The organism is Dyadobacter flavalbus, from assembly GCF_006149045.1.
GTDB classification, from domain to species: Bacteria; Bacteroidota; Bacteroidia; order Cytophagales; family Spirosomataceae; genus Dyadobacter; species Dyadobacter flavalbus.
In genome coordinates this window covers 51,123-70,165 of the sequence record NZ_VBSN01000069.1, presented here as the reverse complement: position 1 = coordinate 70,165, position 19,043 = coordinate 51,123, and the positions used below count along the sequence as shown (strand labels likewise).

Sequence of the window (19,043 nt, the reverse complement as noted above, 5' to 3'; positions counted from 1 at the left end):
CGAAACTTACGGCCGTGATGCTTCTGCTTTGGTTGCTTTGCCGATGTCTTCTGTTTTGTACGTAAGCTTGTCAATATAGAAAACTTCTCTTCCCTGACCAACGGATGAAGTTCCCAGCCGCTGCATGCCGTAAGCCAGAAAATACTGTCCGTACCACGGAGAAAGATAAGCATCTTCGCTGTTAAGAACCTTTTCTTTTTCAGACTTGGGCGCAATCTTGAACTTTTCGTTCTTCACAACTACCGTGTTACGGCTGATTACTTCAGTGTGGATTTCACCATCCTGCGGATAGGCAAGCACAAAATAATCGTCAACGGGTGTGATCTGGACCATTTCCTGAAGATCATAACTGGTAAGATCTTTGATGGTGATGCAGTTGTCCCAGATCAGTTTACCGTTCAGGTCAAAACCGCATACAATGGCGTGCGTGTAACGGTAACCTTCGAGCGAGCGCGAAAAATAGGGCCGCGAAAGTCCGCCTGCAATAACCGGATTGGATGACCGCTGATTCGGATAATAAACTTCCGCAACGAGCACGATTTCATTTTCAGTCTGGATCAGTTCATGCACAAGCAATCGGTACCTGAAACGGTTTTCTTTGCCCAGGCTTTCTCTTTTGCCAATCCGTTCCAGCATTTTCTGCTTGCGTTTCGGTTTCATGTAATTAAAGAAATTCTGAAGCTGGGAAAATTCTATAAACTGCGGTTCCTGAGGTTCGTCGTCTTCAATATGCGTTACAAAAAGACCTTGGGAGTATTGCGTGCAGCCAACGGAATAATTGCCGATCAGATAAGAATCGTCCGGGTTCAGCGGAACGATCTGACCGGAAATAAAGCTATACCGCGGATCGCTCAGTGACGTCTTTTTAAGCAGTTTTCCGTCGTAATTATAAGTTTTGATCTCAAAAACACAGTTTTTTTTACGGTAAGCATACGTAATTACATTGATATACCCGTCCACTTCATTGATATCTACGTTATTCAGTTCTGTATTTTTTTCAAACAATCCAGGCAAAACACGCGTGGTATGATCAAAAAAGGAATGCACAATCACAATCGGGCGTGAGCGGTAATAACCGGAAACAAGCGCTTTGCTTCCCATCACTTTAAAATGCTGTACATCTACGCCGGCCAGCAGGTTTCCTTTGTAAGTATCAACGGAACCATCGCTGAAATTGAGCTGCATAAACAGAAAACGATCTGTATCCGGCTCGGCAAACAGCCAGTAACCGCTTTCTGCACCTTTGTAGGCCATCACCGGTATATATCTGAAATCCAGCTTGTAAGTTGTACGCCAGAGTACTTTCAGCGTGGTATCATACTTTACAAACTGCCATTGTTCATTGCGGCTGTTGGAATATTCATTTCCCCGCACAACGGATAATATTCCGCGCTCGCCCAGACTGAATACTTCAAATTCCTCGGGGGTAGCAGAACTTGTTTTGATTTCCAGGCGGTCCGATTGATGCAGCTGCGCCCACGCGCCGCATAGCGGAATCAGGCCTAGCAGCAGGATCATGTAAATCCGCGTCGGATATAATGGGTGGATATTCATAACTTCTTTGTCCGGGGTGTGAGTCTGATCAATAATTACTCTAATTTTGCATCAAAAAGAATAACATTGCTATTTATTTTGTAAATAATTTCAATCAAATAAAAACCTGGAGAAATATCATTCTTTAACAGAATCTGCTCTCCTGCTTGACCCTATTTTTCATGTCAATTGAAGCCATTTTAAAGCAAGACATTCAAAAAGCAATCCAACAGCATTTTGATATTTCCGCTGAAGACATCATTTTACAACCTACAAAAAAAGAATTTGAAGGATTTTATACTTTTGTTACTTTTCCGCTAGCCAAATCCGCACGCAAAGCACCGGCAGAAATCGGGCAGATAATCGGCAACTACCTTAAAGACAACAGCTTAGTTGTAGATGACTTCAATGTTGTCCAGGGTTTTCTGAACATTAACCTCAAAGACAGCACCTGGCTGAACCTGTTTGACCAGATCATCAGCGATACGGCATTTGGTACATTTTCTGCTAACGGCCAGTCTGTTATGGTGGAATTTTCTTCTCCAAACACCAATAAACCTCTGCACCTGGGACATTTGAGGAATAATTTCCTTGGTGATTCCTTGTCGAAAATACTGGAAGCAAGCGGCTATGATGTGGTAAAAACCTGTCTGGTCAACGACCGCGGCATTCACATCTGCAAATCCATGCTGGCTTACCGCGAGCTGGGCAACGGCGAAACGCCGGAATCCAGCGGCATCAAAGGCGATCACCTTGCGGGAAAGTATTATGTAAAATTTGATATCGAGTACAAATCGCAGATCCGTGAACTTGTTGCGCAGGGCATGCCCGAAGATGAAGCTGCCAAAAAAGCGCCGTGGATGCTGGAAGCGCAGCAACTGTTGCTTTCATGGGAAAACGGCGATCCGGAAACGGTTGCCCTTTGGCAAAAAATGAATAGCTGGGTGTATGAAGGTTTCAGTGAGACGTACAACAAGATCGGCGTGGGGTTTGACAAAACGTACTATGAATCCAATACGTACTTGTTAGGAAAAGACATTATTGAAGAAGGCATTGAAAAAAATGTTTTTTACCGCAAAAGCGATAATTCGGTCTGGATTGACCTTGCAGAAGAAGGGCTGGATGAAAAACTGGTTCTGCGCGGTGACGGAACTTCCGTTTACATTACGCAGGACCTCGGAACTACGGAACTGAAAAACAATGATTACCATAACAATCGCTATTTATGGGTTGTAGGCAATGAGCAGGATTATCATTTCAAGGTACTTTTTGCCATCCTGAAACGGCTTGGCCGCCAGTATGCCGAAGGCTGTTATCATATCAGTTACGGAATGGTCGATTTGCCTTCCGGTAAAATGAAATCGCGCGAAGGAACCGTTGTCGATGCCGACGACCTGATTTCTCAAATGATACAAACGGCTTCCGACCGCACGCAGGAACTTGGAAAAATTGATGATTTTGAAAGCAAGGAAGCCAATCAGCTTTACAACCAGCTTGCACTGGGCGCGTTAAAGTACTTTCTGCTGAAAGTGGACCCTAAAAAAAGAATGCTTTTCAACCCGGAAGAATCCATTGATTTTCAGGGCCATACCGGGCCGTTTATCCAGTATACTTATGCACGGATCCGTTCGATCATGCGAAAGGCGGAGCAGTCGGGAATTGAAAGCAAGCTGCCGTCATCAAAATATGAAATGCACAAAGCTGAAAAAGAGCTGATTTTCATGTTGTCGCAATATCCTGCAAGGGTGCTGAGCGCTGCAAATGATTTTGCTCCTTCGGTCATTTCGCTTTATGCATTTGAACTGGCGAAAGTCTACAACCAGTTTTATGCCGAGGTTTCCATTTTCTCCGATCCTGATCCCGAAGCCGTACAATTCAGGGTTGCATTATCAAAGGTGGTTTCGGAAACGATTCGCAAAGCTTTGGGGTTATTGGGCATAGAAGTACCGGAACGTATGTAGCTGTTGGTAAGCAGGGTTATTTGTAAAAAAAGGATGAATCGTTTTGTTAAAAATTACGTATATTATACAGTCAAACAATTAAAATCTAACAATAACCAATTCTTATCATGGACCTCGTAAAATCGCTTTTTATTATGATTGCCTCTTTATTCAGCGGTATTTTTGCTGACAAATCCGAAATTGCCAAAAGACCTGCGGAACATGTAACTGCGAAACTTTCATTGTACGACTTCAAAGTAAAATCGCTTGTTGGCGATGAAACGGTGGATTTGAGCAAATACAAAGGAAAAAAAGTGGTTATCCTGAATGTTGCTTCCAAATGCGGCTATACCAAACAGTACGCCGACTGGGAAAAATTCAACAAGGAACATGGCGACAAAGTTGTCGTTCTGGGTTTTCCGGCCAACAACTTTGGCGGTCAGGAGCCGGGAACAAGTGAAGAAATCGCTACTTTCTGCTCCAAAACATACGGCGTTACATTCCCGATGTTTGAAAAAGTTTCTGTTCTTGGCGAAGACCAGGCGCCTATTTACAAATGGCTTACAACAAAAGACCTGAACGGCTGGAACGACAAAGTTCCGACCTGGAATTTCTGCAAGTATGTTGTCAATGAAAAAGGTGAGCTAACAAACTTCTTTGCATCCAAAATCTTACCGACCGATCCTGAATTTCTGAAAGCTGTCGGAATCTGATGATTTGAAATTCAATACTCAGCGAAGCCGGAATAAACAACTTGTTCCGGTTTCGCTAATTCAGATATTTAAAACTGAAAACATAACAGCACACTATGAAAATCAATGAAATTGCAGAAGCCAAAAGATACCTTTCCAACGCCAGGGAAATCCTGCGTGACAAAGCGCTTAAAGAGGATGGCTATTACACGGACCGTAAATATGTAAAAATGGCCGGACATACTGCTTATACCGGCGTCCTGGTCGCACTGGACAGTATTTTAGGAGAAAAGAAAAAAGGCAGGAAAAGTGTCGAATGGTATCAGAAGGAACTTTCTGCAGTAGACAAAAAAATATTATCTGCATTTCTGGCAGCTTACGACACACTGCATCTTTCCATGAGTTATGATGGAAATCTGAGTGCAGCCATTTCTTCAGAAGGTTTGCAGCTTGCAGAAAAAATCATTGACTGGGCAGAAATGAAAGCTCAGGCGTGATGTAAATCAAATTGATATAAAATGAATCCCTGGATTGAAGCGGCACGCCCGCGCACTTTGCCTCTTGCGCTTTCCTGCATATTAATGGGTTGCTTTCTGGCAGCTTCCAAAGGTAATTTCAGCTGGCCTGTTGCAGCTTTAAGCATTCTGACAACCATTCTTCTTCAGGTGCTTTCCAACTTCGCCAATGATTACGGCGATGCAGTGAACGGCAAGGATACAGACTTGCGTGAAGGCCCGCGCCGGGCCGTTCATTCCGGCCACATTCCGGCTTCCGCTATGCTGAAAGCAATTATTGTTTTTTCGGTACTTGCGTTGATTTCGGGCATTTCGCTGTTGACAATTGCTTTACGCGATGCCTCAGCAAACGAATTCTGGGTATTTCTGGGCATCGGGATTGCGTGTATTATTGCTGCCATTACTTACACCGCAGGCAAAAGACCGTATGGCTACGTCGGACTCGGCGACCTTTCCGTACTGATCTTTTTCGGATGGGTCGGCGTTTTGGGCAGCAGTTATTTGCATACGCATGTCTGGGACTGGAGTTTACTGCTTCCCGCAACGAGCTGCGGACTTTTTGCAGTTGGCGTTCTGAACATCAATAACATTCGCGACATAGAATCGGACAGGGCCACGGGCAAGAATTCCATTCCGGTCAGACTTGGCAGGGAAAAAGCAATCCGCTATCATTGGTGCATTCTCATTACCGGTATGCTGTGTGTTTTGATTTATACAATCCAGAACTTTTCAGGATATACAAGTCTGTTTTTCCTGCTCAGTTTTCCGCTTTTTATCAAAAATGGCCTTGCCGTTTCCAGACTGCAGAAAGCCAGCGAACTGGATCCCTATTTAAAACAAATGGCACTTTCCACGCTGCTGTTTGTGATTCTTTTCGGTTTAGGGATTGTTTTATAAAATTCACTTTACAAACGGCTTGATTGCTTTTCCAAGAACCGAATAGCCTTTTGCATTCGGATGCAGCCCGTCTGAAAACAGGGTTTCGTCAATCTTGCCGTCTTTTTGCAAAAATACTTTTCCGGGATCCAGATAATTCACATTGGTTTCACCGGTCAGCAATGCCAGTTTTTTGTTCAGGTTTTCCACTCTTGCTTCCTGCGCGCGTCTCGGATAAATGCCCAGCATTGTAATCTGCGCCTGGGGCTGCCGGTATTTGATCGCCTCAATCAGCAACCGCCAGCCTTCTACAATTTCATTATCCGTATTCAGATGAAGGTTGTTCGTTCCGATATTGACAAAAATCCGGTTGATCGGATTGCCGTCCAGCTCGCCATGATGAACCCGCCACAGAACATTTTCAATCCGGTCCCAGCCATAACCCAGATTTCTTGCATTTTTGCCAAACGTATCCATCCAGGAATCTTCGCCTACGGCACGCGGACCTTTGGGCATGCCGCCCCAGAAATGCGTAATGGAATTGCCGATGATTATATTCGTTGGTGCAGATTTTTTATTCAGTTCAAGGATTTCACGGTGCCTTGCTTCCCAGTCATAATTATACAGTTCCCGCATTTGCGTTAATGGCTTTGTCGTTGAAAACGCGTCGGTTTGTTCATGAAGAATGGTACGGATGTGCTTTTCGTAACCTTCGGCATAACGCATCATGCCAAGGTCATTCGGGTGCGTTCCATCAACCATCGTTTCCGTATCCTGTTTAAAATCTTCTTTCGGGATCATGTAAAGCTCCTTTATTCCTTCCGACTTCAATGCGGCATAAGCCTTTTCCAGCGTTTCGTTTACTTCTGTGTAAAAATGTTTGCTCTGCGGATTGATATCTCCATCCGTATAGCCGGCATGCGCGGCAAGGACAATCGGAACGCCCGGCCGTTTTTCACGCAAAGTACGCACCGAAGCAAGAATCCGTCTGTAAACTTCTTCAATCGTCAGATCACTATCCGGATCATTCGGACGGATGGTCATATTCGGAAGGCAATCGAGTACATACATTTTGGCATCTATTTCCGAAATCATGCTGATCAATTCATTTTCAAGCATTCCGTTTCCGGAAAAAGCAAGGTTAATCAGCGGACGATCCAGCTTTCTTCCAAGGATCGATGTCCAGGCCATTCCCGGCCGGGAAGCACAGGCGCCCTGCGCGATAGAAGTTCCGTAAACAACAACCGGCTTGTCAGGCCTTACTGCCAGCGGCGTAAATTCAGTTCCTTCCGGCGTTCCTATTTCCAGCCATTTTATCTTGTTATACAATGGCAGAAAAAGCCTGTACTCACGTCCTTTTTTATGATAGTTATCGTTGGGATTCAGATTTTTGAAATCAAAGGCAATCGTATCGCCGAATGCATATTTTGCTGCACACCAAAGCCAGTCGCCATCATTTGACAAAGCATAAAGATCCACGCCGCTGACGCCGGTGGCGGGCATGTGCTGCAAAGCATGCTGTCCGCTGACCACATAACGGACCCTGATTTCAGCTGAATTGGCACGAAAGCGGAGCATTAAACCTGAGGGCATTCCGGCAAGGTCCCAAACTGGTTCCCGAACCTGCTTTTCTGCGCGTGCAGGAAGCCGGTCATAAGGGCTTTTCAGTTCTTCCGGCCACGCCTGACCTTCAATGACGGGAAAAGTCGCGGTCTCCGGATTCCACCATCTGAATTTGCCGGTTTGGGCAAACGATAACCGGGAAGTAAAAAGCAGGACAAACAGAAAACAGGTAAATGCAGATTTCATAAATAAAAACGGACACTTTTGCTATACAAAAGTGCCCATCCGATTACTTCTTACTTTGTAAAATCCGATTATTTCACAATGACGCCATCCGCAATAAATGTGAGTTCTTCTTTCGGTTCAGTGATTTTGGCAATTTCTTCCTGACTTTTGCCTGCATCTTTTGCATAATGCTGCAAATGTTCGACAGGAACGGTTTTCTTTTGTGCCTCGCCTTCAAACACAACGGTCTTGCCGGCTATATCTTTCGGAACAAAAAAAGCATAATCCTTGAACATCACGCGCATGGTTTCGCCATCGGCCATTTTGACCTTCATCCAGCAGCCTTTTACCTGACATACGGATTCCACTGTGCCGCTGACTTTGGCTTCCATTTCTGTTTTATTACCCATTTTTTCAGGCAATGCACTTGCTTCAATGGCTTTGCTCTCATTTATCTCTTTTCCAAAATGCCCTGCGTTTTGCGCGTGAGCCGTACACATGGCGGTTATTCCCAGTAAAAACAGGATCAGCTTTTTCATAGAATCAATATTATGTTGACAATGACCAATTTAAGTTAAAAATTTTTTATTCCAAAACCTCAACCCAGCCTTTGCAGTGATTTCCCTGCGGCGTGTCCACTATATAGAAATAAGTACCGTTTGCAATGCCTTTTCCCCAGTCATTTTTGTAATCCGCCGCTTTGAAAACGGATTTTCCCCAGCGGTTAAAAACTTCCAGCGACGAAGCCGGAACCGGAACAATAAAGAAATCATTTTTGCCGTCACCGTTTGGGGTAATGACATTGCTGAGCGTGAATGCCGGAGCAGCCGTCACCGTTTTTGACAGCGAAAGTGCACAGCCGGCCGCATTGTAAGCTGTCAAGGTAACAGTATAATCTCCCGGTGTCTCATAAACATATTCCTTTATGTCAGCTTCGCCCGACACATTGCCTGCGCCCAGATCCCATTCATACTTTTGTGCGTTTTTGGTATTATTGATCATGGAGTAAGAAAAAGGCGCATTGCATGCACCTCCCGACTGCGCTATTTCAAAAGCGGGCTCAAAGCTTCTGTCTACTTTAACAGTAATTTCCCTCAATGGCCTGCAACCGTCTGCATAAATGCCCTCAATCGTGTAAGTTGTTGTCTTTTCGGGCTTCACCGTTACCGTTTGCCCGATAGTCTCCGGCAAACCTTCGGTTGGCAACCAGCGATATTGTTTTGCATCTCCGGAAACGGTTAACACCACCGTAGAGCCCGCACACACTTCAGTATCCGGCATATCCATAAAATCGGATTTCTTTTCCACGGCCACTTTCACTTTTTCAGTTACCTTACAGCCACTTGCATTGCTGATTTCCACCAAAAATTCGGTATTTTCCTTCACATTAACGGTCGGCGTTGCGCTTGCCGCATTGTCCATTCCGGCAGCAGGCGACCATTTGTACTGCGTTCCGCCGGCTGCAAAAAGCTTGACCGACGAATTTTCACAAACTGCTGTGTCCGCCATTACTTTGGTATTCAGCGTTTCCACAATGATTTTTTTCTGCGCTACATCCATGCGCTTGCAGCTTAGACGGTTATAAGCTTTTAAAGTAACGGTGTATTCACCCGGATTTTTAAAAGTATATTCCGCCTGATCTTCTTCGCGGGAAATGGTGCTTTCACCGACGTCCCAGATATAATCCACGCCGCCTTCGCTTGTGTTGATAAACGTAAGTTCCAGCGGTGCACATCCGCGGACAACATCTTTGGTACTTCCTGAATAAACGTCAAAGTCTGCTTTTAACCTGTCAATATCGATTTTAAAAGCTGCATTGTTGCAGTTTTCACTGTTGTTCGTTTTGGACCAGGCTTGCGGCGTTACAGGAAAATGCGTTCCGCCACAGGCACAGGTTGCGTGATAAATGGTTCCGTTTTTGTCAAACCGGCTCGTACCGCCGTCCACATGATCGCCCTGAATAAAACCTGTACGCGTGGAGCTTCCGAAATAAGTGGCGTACAAAAGCGACTTGGCGCCCTGTTCCAGAATGGCAATGTAAAAGTTGTTTCCGTTGGTTGTGGATTTGATGGCGTCGTCCGTTACTTTAAGGTTGTTCGTACTGCTCGCCGGATTGAAATCCGTATCCGAATTGACGTTTCCGCCCCAGCCGGCTATGTAAATATTCCCGCATTCGCTCACCAGAAATGCCGTCGGGGAAATATCGGGCGTACCCCGACCCGACCCGATTACGGTTGAAAAAACCGTTTTGGACAATGCCGCATCCAGCGCGTGAATGAACTGCCCGCTTTTTTCATTGCTGTAAACACCCTGACTCACCGGATATGCTCCGTTTGTCAAACCATAAACATAAACATTGCTGCTTGCATCCAGGTCGATAAGATAAGCGGCATCTGCATTAGCCGTTCCCAGATATGTCATTCCAGCCAGCTTGTCATTTGCAAATCTGGCAATGAAAGCGTCTTCAGTGCCGCTTAGTTTCTGCTGAAAGGAAGTGGAACTGGTCGGAAGCGTGCTGCTTTGCGAATTTCCTGTGACGTAGATATCACCATTTACGGCAGATTTGATTGAATAAGCGGCATCTTCCTTGTCACCTCCGATGTAAGTGCTCCATAAAAGATTGTTCAGCTCAGGTGACAGCTTGAAAACAACGCCGTCCTGATTTCCCGCCAGCTTGTTCTGTACCGGGTTTTTCAATGGAAAATCCTGCGAATTTGTAGACGATGCCACCAGAACATTGTCCGATTTGTCCAGCACGATTTCACCTCTGAAACTGTCGCCGTAATTTCTGATCGTGAAATTGGTTGGGTTGCTTACGCCGTCATTGCCTTTTCCGCCCAGAAACGTAGATGCCGCCAGCTGCGCTCCGCTTGCACTGAGCTTGGACACAAAAATATCACTTCCATTCGGCAGATCGAGGCCGGAAATAGGTACGACCGACGAGCCGCCGCCGTATGTTGCCTGAAAAGCGGAACTGCGGACGGGAAAGTTATTTGAGGAAGTAAGCCCTAAAACAAGCAGTTCGTTTTTGCTGTTGACAATCAGGCTGCTTGGAATATCGGTACTGTTTCCGCCCAGAAATGTAGCATAAACAAGCTGACTTCCGTCCGGCGTAAATTTCAGAATGGAAACATCCACCAAACCTTCGAACTTTACCTGAAAAGCGCCGAGCGTTGCCGGGAAATTTGTACCAAAGACGGTTCCGCCGGAATAAAGGTTACCTTCCTCATCATACGTTGCAGTATGGCCCCAGTTGTCGGCAACGGACCCGGAATATGTTGAAAATATCAGTTCGGGATCAATCGTCAGTTTTTTGGTTTTATCATAACCTTTGGGCAGCACGAAGTGAATGCTTTTATCTGGAGTTACCGCAAAATGGGAAGGCACCTCCGTTTGTTTTCCGTTACTGGTCTGGAACGTATAAGGCTCCGCTTCCTTAAACTGGCCGACTGAAGTTTTCACAACAATCTGGCCGGTTTCATTCAGCGAAATATGTTCGGCTCCGTTGTATTTCAGCTTGATCTGAGCAGGATCGGCATTCGGCTGAACGATGAATTCATATTTAAGCTTGAACTGATGCATGTAAATACGCAGGTCAATTCCGGTATAAACATTTTTGTAAGTTACTTCTTCAAAGGCTTTTACATTTCCTGCCCATTTGCTTTCCTCTTTTCCGAGAAAATAATTATAATGAATGCGTGTTTCTCTTTCCGGTTTGTAACTGATGTTTTCGGAAGCATTCTGAAAGGCCACTTCCACGCCGTGCGCAGGAATAATATGGCCGGCTGCGGCATTGTTGCGAATGTTTTGGGAATCCGTTGCTTTTTTTCCATGCATGGCCGAAACCCTGGCGGCATCGTACAATACATAAACCAGCGATTTGTTTTTCAGAAAAAGAAACCCGCCCGGAATTTCGGCGCGGTACAAAACCTCCGGCTCCCACTGGCCGCGGTTTTCAATGAAATGCATGTCACCGGCAAGTGTATTTTGCAACGACAGGAAAGAAATCAGAAAAAAAAAGAGGATTGAAAGTAGATTTTTCTGCATAGCCCGACTTGTAATTTCTATTTGAACGCAGAAACTGAAATGATATTTTCACAGAATTCGTATTCCTGTTCTACATTGGAACCCAGCAAAACCAATTGATCGCGGGTATGCTCTATTACGTGTTCCAGATACCATTTTATTCCCTGAACGTCCAGATTTGTCGTGGGCTCATCCAGAAAAATCACCGGAACATCCGACAGAAAAGCAAGACCCAGCTTTACCCTTTGCTTCATACCCGATGAAAAATGACGGATTATTTTATTGCTTGCATGTGTAAGCTGTATAAAATCCTCAAAATCGCCCGATGAAATGCCGTTTTTAAAAGGTTTGAACTTTTTGTGGAAATCGAGCAGTTCACGAAGCGTAAATTCTTCGATCAGTTCCAGGTAAGGCGCGGCAATAACCAGCTGTTTATACCAGTTGTCTTCCTCGATTTCCCTGCCATCCGCATTTACGTAACGTATTTTTCCTTCGGTAACCGGCACCATGCCCGTCAGCAACTGAAGCAAAGTAGATTTTCCGCTGCCATTCGGCCCGACAAAAGTATATTTCTGTCCTGCTTCCAGCTCAAAACTTGCATTGCGGACAATCCATTCCCTGATAAATTTCTTCCCTATATTTTCAACCCTGATCTGCAATGCTGTTCGGAAAAGTTGGCGTTTAAATATATTACTTCTGAGTTATCTGGAATAATAATCCCATGCAGCCCGGCTGATCTGCGCAATGACCATATCACGTGTTTTCTCATCCGCAGGCGTGTTGGAAACGAAGGCGACAATGGCAATCGATTTTCCATTTGGCATGGTAACAATTCCCGCATCATTGAAGGCGGCGCTAATGCCTTTGTCGTTCGTGCCGGAAGAACCTGTTTTATGAGCGACTTTTGTATTTTCCGGAAGCAATCCTTTGATACGGTTCAGGCCCGTCGGTGTCTCCGTCATGATTTTCATCAGGAATTCCGTACTGGATTTTGAAAGTTTTTTTCCCTGGTGAAATACATCCAGCAATTGGATCATGGCAGGAGGCCGGCACCAGTTTGTAAACTGCACATCCCAGTTTTTAGCCATTTCAGCTTCGGTAGCCACAATGTTAATACCTTTTACGCCAATACTTTGCATGTACTTGTTAACGTTCCGAGGTCCGCCGACAAGCCTGAAAAGAATATCACACGTATTGTTATCACTCAGGGAAACAGTGTAAGTCAGCAGTTCCCGCAGTGAAAGGTCCAGATTTCCTTCTGGAAACTTCTTTTGCAGCGGGCTCCACGTATCCGGATTAAGATCTTCTTTTTTAACATGAATTTTCTGATCAAGCGAAAGTTTGCCTTTATCGACCTGATCCAAAACAGCCATTCCCAAAGGGAATTTGAAAACGCTCTGCATCGGAAACTGATGCTTTTCGTTGAGATAAAGCGTTTCGCCGCTTTTCAAATCCATGATCCCGATTCCGACCGTGCCTTGCACCAGTTTTGAAATGGAGTCTATTTTCGCTTTCAATTCGTCTTTCTGGGCAACTGAATTTTCTGGTAAAAAAACAAAACCTGTTAATATGGAGGCTAAAAGGATACGGAACACGTGTTTTTTCATTTGGATGATTGGCTTTTAGCGGTTAGCTGTTGGCCTTTAGCGGTTAGCTTTTATATTTTTAGGAAAATGAAATAATATAATGGATTGCTTTTTGTTTTATTAAAATTCTCTGTTTTTCAATTGACTGCTGAATAAATATCAACCTTTATTAAAACTTGAACCTAGTCGCTAATAGCTAACGGCTAAAAGCTGACAGCCAACAGCCATCAACTTTTATCTGCATTCTTGTCCTTTTCCTCAATCGTCAGGCGGACAAGTTCAATCCGCGTATCCTGCATGGAAACAACCTGAAACATGTAAGGCGGAATGCTTACGGTATCATTCACATCCGGCAAATCACCGTAAAAATGGATCAGCATACCCGCCAAAGTATCGTAATCGCCTTCCGGCAGTTCCCATCCGTATTTTTCGTTCAGATAATCCAGCTCATGACGGGCACTGAAAATATAACTTTCATCATCCAGCTTGCGCTCCGTCCAGTCTTCCGTGGAGTCATATTCATCCTGTATTTCCCCGAAAATCTGTTCAACCACATCTTCCACACTGACAAGCCCCGAAGTTCCTCCGAATTCATCCACAACCAGCGCCAGACTTCTTCTTTCTTCCAGAAACCGCAGCATCAGATCGCTTGCAGGCATGGCTTCCGGCACGATCAGGATCGGCGTAATGATGTTGCTTATCTCCTTTGGTTTTTTAAAAAGCGAGAGCGCATGGCAGTAGCCAAGCACGTCGTCAACTGATTCGCGGTGCACAATGATTTTGGAATGCCCGCTGGTCAGAAAGATGGTTCTTAAATCTTCAATGCTGGCATTAACATTCACTGCAGAAATCTCGGTCCTGGGAATCATGCAATCCCTGATCCGCAAATCCTTGAAATCAAGCGCATTGATAAACATGCGTTCTTCAATGCTGTGATCATCAAAGTCGGGGTCGTCAGCAGAAGCCGCATCGTCGCGAAGCGAAGCGGAAAGTATGTTTTCTTTAACAAAAGGCTCCACGATCCAGTATAACGGCGTCATAAACCATTCGCCCAGCCGGACAGGAAAAGCCGTAAGGTCCAGGATTTTCGGAAAACTCCTGCCTATTTTGATCCAGCTGGTGTAAGACAGCATCCAGGTAACGGCCAGCGCTGCAAACATCAGCAACACAATAAGTTCTTCCTGAAGTGTCGTATGAATGGAAAGAACCGGATAGAGCGCCTGCACTGCAAAAAAGCAGCCGAATGCAACAGTTACAAGGCGGATCATGCGGAGAATACGGCGCCAGTATAACGTCTGATAAATTTCCTCGGCTTTTTCGTGTCTCCACGAATAGCGGTCCATGCTGATGTCCAGCAAAACAGAACGTACCGCTCCGTAATAGCCGGTCAGGATGAAAAATAAAACGGTTATACCAAAATAGACAATGCTCATTTTTTCACTGTTTTACCGGATTTGCTTTTAACAGGATTTGAAACGGAACTTTCTGATTTCCCCGCCTTTAAAGAAGCTTTTAGCCTGCTGAACTGAAAGAAAAGCAAGCATACTATACTCAACAGCAGCAGCCAGTAACTCTCAAAAAGGCTGGTACGGCGGAATTCCATAACCCATACTGCAAAAAAACCAAGCGCAAGCGCAAGTAAGATTGTTCTTGTCAGTTTGGAATTCATAAACCGGGATTTTTAATATAAATGGAAACCTGCATTTGTTATTTCTATGAATTTCAAAGATACACAGTTTTGTTAAAACGGATGTACATGCATAAATCTTCGTTCCTGTTCATAATATGTAGAACATATTTCCGCCATTTTCTTTAAAATACCTAACTTGCATCGATTGACAGACAGTTCATTGCTTATATATGAATTGTAAAATAATTTATTGAAAAAATATCCTTTTACTATGAGCGAAACCACAAAACGCTTTGCACCTGGCGTCGTAACCGGTGACGGAGTTAGCGAAATTTTCCGCCATGCCAACGAAAACAATTATGCCCTTCCGGCAGTTAACGTGGTTGGAACCAACTCAGTAAATGCAGTTCTGGAAACTGCAAAGGCAGTAAACAGCCCGGTTATCATCCAGTTTTCCAATGGCGGTGCTATATTCTACGCAGGAAAAAGCGTTCCGAATACCAATCAGCAGGCTGCAATAGCAGGCGGTATTTCCGGTGCCATGCACGTACACCAAATGGCAGAGCTTTACGGCGTTCCGGTTATTCTGCATACCGATCACTGTGCGAAGAAACTCCTTCCATGGATTGACGGACTTCTGGAGGCAGGCGAGCGTTATTTTGACCAGTATGGCAAACCGTTATACAGTTCACACATGCTGGATCTGTCAGAAGAATCCATCGAGGAAAATATCGAGATTTCTTCCAAATATTTCGAGCGTATGGCCAAAATTGGCATGACGCTGGAAATTGAACTTGGCGTTACAGGCGGAGAAGAAGACGGCGTGGATAACAGCGATGTAGACAGTTCCAAGCTTTACACGCAGCCTGAAGAAGTAGCTTATGCTTACGAAGAGCTATCAAAAATTTCTCCGAACTTCACCATTGCAGCTGCTTTCGGAAACGTTCACGGTGTTTACAAGCCGGGTAATGTGAAGCTTCAGCCAAAAATCCTTAACAATTCACAGAATTACATCAAAGAGAAATTCGGAACGGGCGATTTGCCGGTGAACTTCGTATTCCACGGAGGATCAGGCTCGTCACGCGAAGAAATCCGTGAGGCAATTGAATACGGTGCGATCAAAATGAACATTGATACCGATATGCAATGGTCTACATGGGAAGGAATTCTGCAATACTATAAAGAAAAAGAACCTTACCTGCAGACGCAATTGGGCAATCCGGAAGGAAGCGATGCTCCAAACAAGAAATATTACGATCCGCGCGTATGGCTTCGTAAAGGAGAAGAAAGCATGATCAAACGTCTGAAACATGCATTCGAGGATCTGAACTGCATTAACCAGCTTGGATAATCCGCAATCAGGAATTTATAAAAAAGGCAACTGTGAAAGGTTGCCTTTTTTTATATCCATTGATTTTGCGCTCATTCCGCCCCCATGATGCGCTTTCTATGCGCAGCGCCCCAATCCCGCAGAACGGCAATGACATTCTGAAGTGAAAATCCGTATTTCATTAGTGTAATACCGTAAAATAAGCCAATACAGCCGTTTGGTATAATCCCATTTTACGTAGAGCGTAATTTTATAACCTTTGAATTCAAGAATTCAATGAGTCATTTACATAACACACTTTTTTACTATGGTGAAAATTACAAAAAGCCTTTCTGTCGGTTTGACAACAGCCTGTTTTTCCACAATGCTTTTCATGAGCAGTTGCTCCAAAGAGGATGCGTTAACACCAACGCCGCAGTCTGATGTCAATCAAAGTTCAAATTTAAGGGTATTAGCCGGAGGAATTTCTGCTAATACAAATATTACACCTGCTGTTATTCCAACTACTGATGGACCTACTGGTCTTAAAATTGCTCCTAATGGATGGACTTTTCCATGTTATGCTTCAGATCCATTAGCTGGATCGCCGAATGCCACTTCGAACTTAACAGCATTTGCTGGGGATCAACTTACAAAATGGAGGGTACCATAACCCATTCCTTCAACTGGTGCTGGAAATATTATTACTGTTACTAATCATCATGGAAGTCTTGATGCAGCTAAAACAAGTATAAAAAATTTGGTAATAGGCAAGAAATACAAATTTACATACAGCGTATCTACTACAAGCTTATCATACAGTTTGTATGAATCAAGCGAATATACTCAAAAAGCTACTATGAAATTAAGTAATTCGGAGTATGAACCGGAACATGAGATTATAGAAGATGTTACTGATTTAACGAATAAAAAAGCACAGTGGATAACCAAAAGCATAGAGTTTGTAGCAAAAAGTACAACTTACTCTTTGAATTTTAAAGGTATGGATCAACATAATTCAAATGGCTACCCCAACTACACAAACATTCATGTTGGTAAGAATGCAATTAAGGTGATAAACTAAAATAAACACTGTTTTGGATTAAATAACTCTTCAGCAAGAAGGTGCCTCAAAAAGGCACCTTTCTTTTTATATCCTCATTCCGCCCCCATAATCCGCTTGCGATGCGCAGCGCCCCAATCCCGCAGAACGGCAATGACATTCTGAAGTGAAAATCCGTATTCTGTCAGTGAATATTCAACGACAACGGGAATGGTGTTGTAAACACTTCTTTTGACGAGTTCATTTGCTTCCAGATCCCGCAGCTCTTTGGATAACATTTTGTCCGTAATGCCGGGCACTTCTTTCGCGATTTGTGAAAAACGCTTGTTACCGAACATTAATGAAATAATAATTGGCAGCTTCCACTTGCCGCTCAATACTTCCAATGCATCGCGCACGGGCAGTATGCTTTTGGTACACTCGCCCAAAGTTTTGCTGCATCCGCCCAACGCATGATTTTTACTTACTTCAGTATTTTCCGCTATTACTCTATCTTCCATCATAACCGAACTTTTTACACTATCCTTTTGTATAGTACTAACAAATATATAGTTTATTTATTTAAGTTTGTGCACTAAAATATTAATTCAGAAACAAAATGAGTGATCTAATAGAGAAATTAAACTGGCGGTACGCTGTCAAAAGAATGAACGGAACAGCTGTTCCAAAGGAAAAACTGGATACAATCCTCGAAGCGATCAAGCTTGCACCTTCTTCAGTAGGACTTCAGCCATATAATATTCTCGTTATTGAAGATAAGGAAACAAAAGAAAAAATACACACCATAGCCAACAACCAGCCTCAGATCCTTGAATCTTCTGCCATTCTGGTTTTTGCGGCATGGGAAAAAGTGACTGCGGAACAAATTACGGAATACATGAATCTGATTGCAGCGACGCGCGGTATCACCGTCGAATCGCTTGCCGGATTCCAGACCGCCATCGAAGGCGGCATACTGAGCCGGTCGGAAGATGTGAATTTCCAATGGGCTGCCAGGCAGGCTTATATTGCGCTCGGACATGCGCTGGTTGCAGCAGCAACGGAAAATGTGGATGCCACGCCCATGGAAGGATTCAATGCCGAACTTCTGGACGAACTGCTGGGCTTGAAGGAAAAAGGTTTGCGCAGTGTTGTCATTGTGACGCTTGGTTACCGCGACGAGGAAAAAGATCCGTTGGTGCGCGCCAAAAAAGTGAGAAGGCCGCACGATGAACTTTTCATCCGGATTTAGAATTCCCTATTGACTTTGACTTAAACACATTCGGTTATGAAAGTAGAAATCTGGAGTGATGTCATGTGCCCCTTTTGCTATATCGGAAAACGCAAGTTTGAGAAAGCACTGGAGCAATTTCCTCACAAGGACAAAATAAATATTGAATGGAAAAGTTTTCAGCTTAATCCTCAGATGAAAACCGAGCCGGGCAGGAGTATTAACGATTATCTTGCCGAAACAAAGGGCTGGACTCCGGATTATGCCGAACAGGTTACGGACCATGTTACGAACCTTGCAAGGGAAGTCGGGCTGGAATACAACATGGAAAAATCCGTGGTTGCCAATTCGTTTGATGCGCACCGGTTTGTTCAGTTTGCAAAAACAAAAGGAAAAGGCGATGATGCCGAAGAACAGTTGTTCAAAGCCTATTTTACGGATGGCAAAAATACAGCCGACCATGAAGTATTGATTGAACTCGGAATAGCAATCGGGTTGGATGCATCGGAATTGAGGAAAGTACTGGAAGGAACGCGTTTCAGTGATGAAGTGCGCAGAGATATTTATGAAGCACAGCAAGTTGGCGCAAGAGGCGTTCCGTTTTTTGTTCTGGACCGTAAATATGCCGTTTCCGGCGCTCAGCAGCCCGAAACTTTCCTCGGTGCGCTGGAACAATCCTTTGAAGAATGGGAGAAAGCAAATCCTGCTCCGTTACTGACATTTGCCGAAGGCGCCGCCTGTACGCCGGACGGAGAATGTAAGTAAAAACAAAAAATTATTGATAAAAGCAGTGGATCGCAGCAGAAGGTTCACTGCTTTTTTATTGACTTTATATCTCACAGAAATCCGGCTGCAAGTGAAAAATGCCGGACGGA

General features: G+C 44.3%; 17 protein-coding genes. 9 read left to right on the top strand and 8 right to left on the bottom strand.

The features are described 5' to 3' along the window. Positions 1-6 precede the first annotated feature (6 nt). Entirely contained in the window at positions 7-1,554 is a 1,548-nt protein-coding gene (locus FEM33_RS22170) for a hypothetical protein (RefSeq protein ID WP_229214364.1), read from the bottom strand. Between the two features lie 161 nt (positions 1,555-1,715). On the opposite strand from FEM33_RS22170, the gene argS reads away from it, so the two are divergent. From argS to FEM33_RS22150, 4 genes are all read left to right on the top strand, one after another. Next, positions 1,716-3,494: an arginine--tRNA ligase gene (gene argS, locus FEM33_RS22165; protein WP_139014167.1), complete on the top strand. Its 1,779-nt coding sequence runs from the start codon at positions 1,716-1,718 to the stop codon at positions 3,492-3,494. 107 nt (positions 3,495-3,601) lie between these two features. Further along, positions 3,602-4,186: a glutathione peroxidase gene (locus FEM33_RS22160; RefSeq protein ID WP_139014166.1), complete on the top strand. Its 585-nt coding sequence runs from the start codon at positions 3,602-3,604 to the stop codon at positions 4,184-4,186. Between the two features lie 95 nt (positions 4,187-4,281). After that, positions 4,282-4,662: a DUF5618 family protein gene (locus FEM33_RS22155; RefSeq protein ID WP_139014165.1), complete on the top strand. Its 381-nt coding sequence runs from the start codon at positions 4,282-4,284 to the stop codon at positions 4,660-4,662. A 21-nt stretch (positions 4,663-4,683) separates the two neighbouring features. Then, entirely contained in the window at positions 4,684-5,577 is an 894-nt protein-coding gene (locus FEM33_RS22150; RefSeq protein WP_139014164.1) for a 1,4-dihydroxy-2-naphthoate polyprenyltransferase, read from the top strand. Positions 5,578-5,580: 3 nt separating this feature from the next. Here FEM33_RS22150 and FEM33_RS22145 read toward each other — a convergent pair whose 3' ends face one another. From FEM33_RS22145 to FEM33_RS22120, 6 genes are all read right to left on the bottom strand, one after another. Beyond that, on the bottom strand, positions 5,581-7,365 hold the full coding sequence (locus FEM33_RS22145; protein ID WP_139014163.1) for an SGNH/GDSL hydrolase family protein: 1,785 nt from the start codon (positions 7,363-7,365) through the stop codon (positions 5,581-5,583). A gap of 68 nt (positions 7,366-7,433) precedes the next feature. Further along, complete coding sequence (locus FEM33_RS22140; RefSeq protein ID WP_139014162.1) at positions 7,434-7,883, bottom strand: DUF4920 domain-containing protein; 450 nt, start codon at positions 7,881-7,883, stop codon at positions 7,434-7,436. Positions 7,884-7,929: 46 nt separating this feature from the next. Further along, positions 7,930-11,391 carry a DUF7948 domain-containing protein gene (locus tag FEM33_RS22135; protein ID WP_139014161.1) on the bottom strand — a complete coding sequence of 1,154 codons (3,462 nt, stop codon included), beginning with the start codon at positions 11,389-11,391 and terminating at the stop codon, positions 7,930-7,932. A gap of 17 nt (positions 11,392-11,408) precedes the next feature. Continuing rightward, complete coding sequence (locus FEM33_RS22130; RefSeq protein ID WP_139014160.1) at positions 11,409-12,029, bottom strand: ABC transporter ATP-binding protein; 621 nt, start codon at positions 12,027-12,029, stop codon at positions 11,409-11,411. A gap of 42 nt (positions 12,030-12,071) precedes the next feature. Beyond that, positions 12,072-12,977 (bottom strand): class A beta-lactamase, subclass A2, encoded by a 906-nt coding sequence (gene bla / locus FEM33_RS22125; RefSeq protein ID WP_139014159.1) that lies wholly within the window; start codon positions 12,975-12,977, stop codon positions 12,072-12,074. 206 nt (positions 12,978-13,183) lie between these two features. After that, positions 13,184-14,389 carry a hemolysin family protein gene (locus tag FEM33_RS22120; protein WP_139014158.1) on the bottom strand — a complete coding sequence of 402 codons (1,206 nt, stop codon included), beginning with the start codon at positions 14,387-14,389 and terminating at the stop codon, positions 13,184-13,186. 468 nt (positions 14,390-14,857) lie between these two features. Between FEM33_RS22120 and fbaA the strand changes: the two genes are divergently transcribed. From fbaA to FEM33_RS22105, 3 genes are all read left to right on the top strand, one after another. Further along, positions 14,858-15,937: a class II fructose-bisphosphate aldolase gene (gene fbaA / locus FEM33_RS22115; RefSeq protein ID WP_139014157.1), complete on the top strand. Its 1,080-nt coding sequence runs from the start codon at positions 14,858-14,860 to the stop codon at positions 15,935-15,937. A gap of 286 nt (positions 15,938-16,223) precedes the next feature. Then, on the top strand, positions 16,224-16,568 hold the full coding sequence (locus tag FEM33_RS22110; RefSeq protein WP_139014156.1) for a hypothetical protein: 345 nt from the start codon (positions 16,224-16,226) through the stop codon (positions 16,566-16,568). 186 nt (positions 16,569-16,754) lie between these two features. Beyond that, a complete protein-coding gene (locus FEM33_RS22105; RefSeq protein WP_139014155.1) occupies positions 16,755-16,979 on the top strand; it encodes a carbohydrate binding domain-containing protein in 225 nt (74 codons plus the stop codon). Positions 16,980-17,053: 74 nt separating this feature from the next. On the opposite strand, the gene FEM33_RS22100 is transcribed toward FEM33_RS22105, so the two are convergent. Next, entirely contained in the window at positions 17,054-17,461 is a 408-nt protein-coding gene (locus tag FEM33_RS22100; RefSeq protein WP_229214363.1) for a winged helix-turn-helix transcriptional regulator, read from the bottom strand. Positions 17,462-17,556: 95 nt separating this feature from the next. Between FEM33_RS22100 and FEM33_RS22095 the strand changes: the two genes are divergently transcribed. Further along, a complete protein-coding gene (locus tag FEM33_RS22095) occupies positions 17,557-18,189 on the top strand; it encodes an NAD(P)H-dependent oxidoreductase (protein ID WP_139014154.1) in 633 nt (210 codons plus the stop codon). A 36-nt stretch (positions 18,190-18,225) separates the two neighbouring features. Next, the gene (locus tag FEM33_RS22090) at positions 18,226-18,933 is read left to right on the top strand and encodes a DsbA family oxidoreductase (RefSeq protein WP_139014153.1); all 708 of its coding nucleotides are present in this window, start codon (positions 18,226-18,228) and stop codon (positions 18,931-18,933) included. Positions 18,934-19,043: the final 110 nt, after the last annotated feature.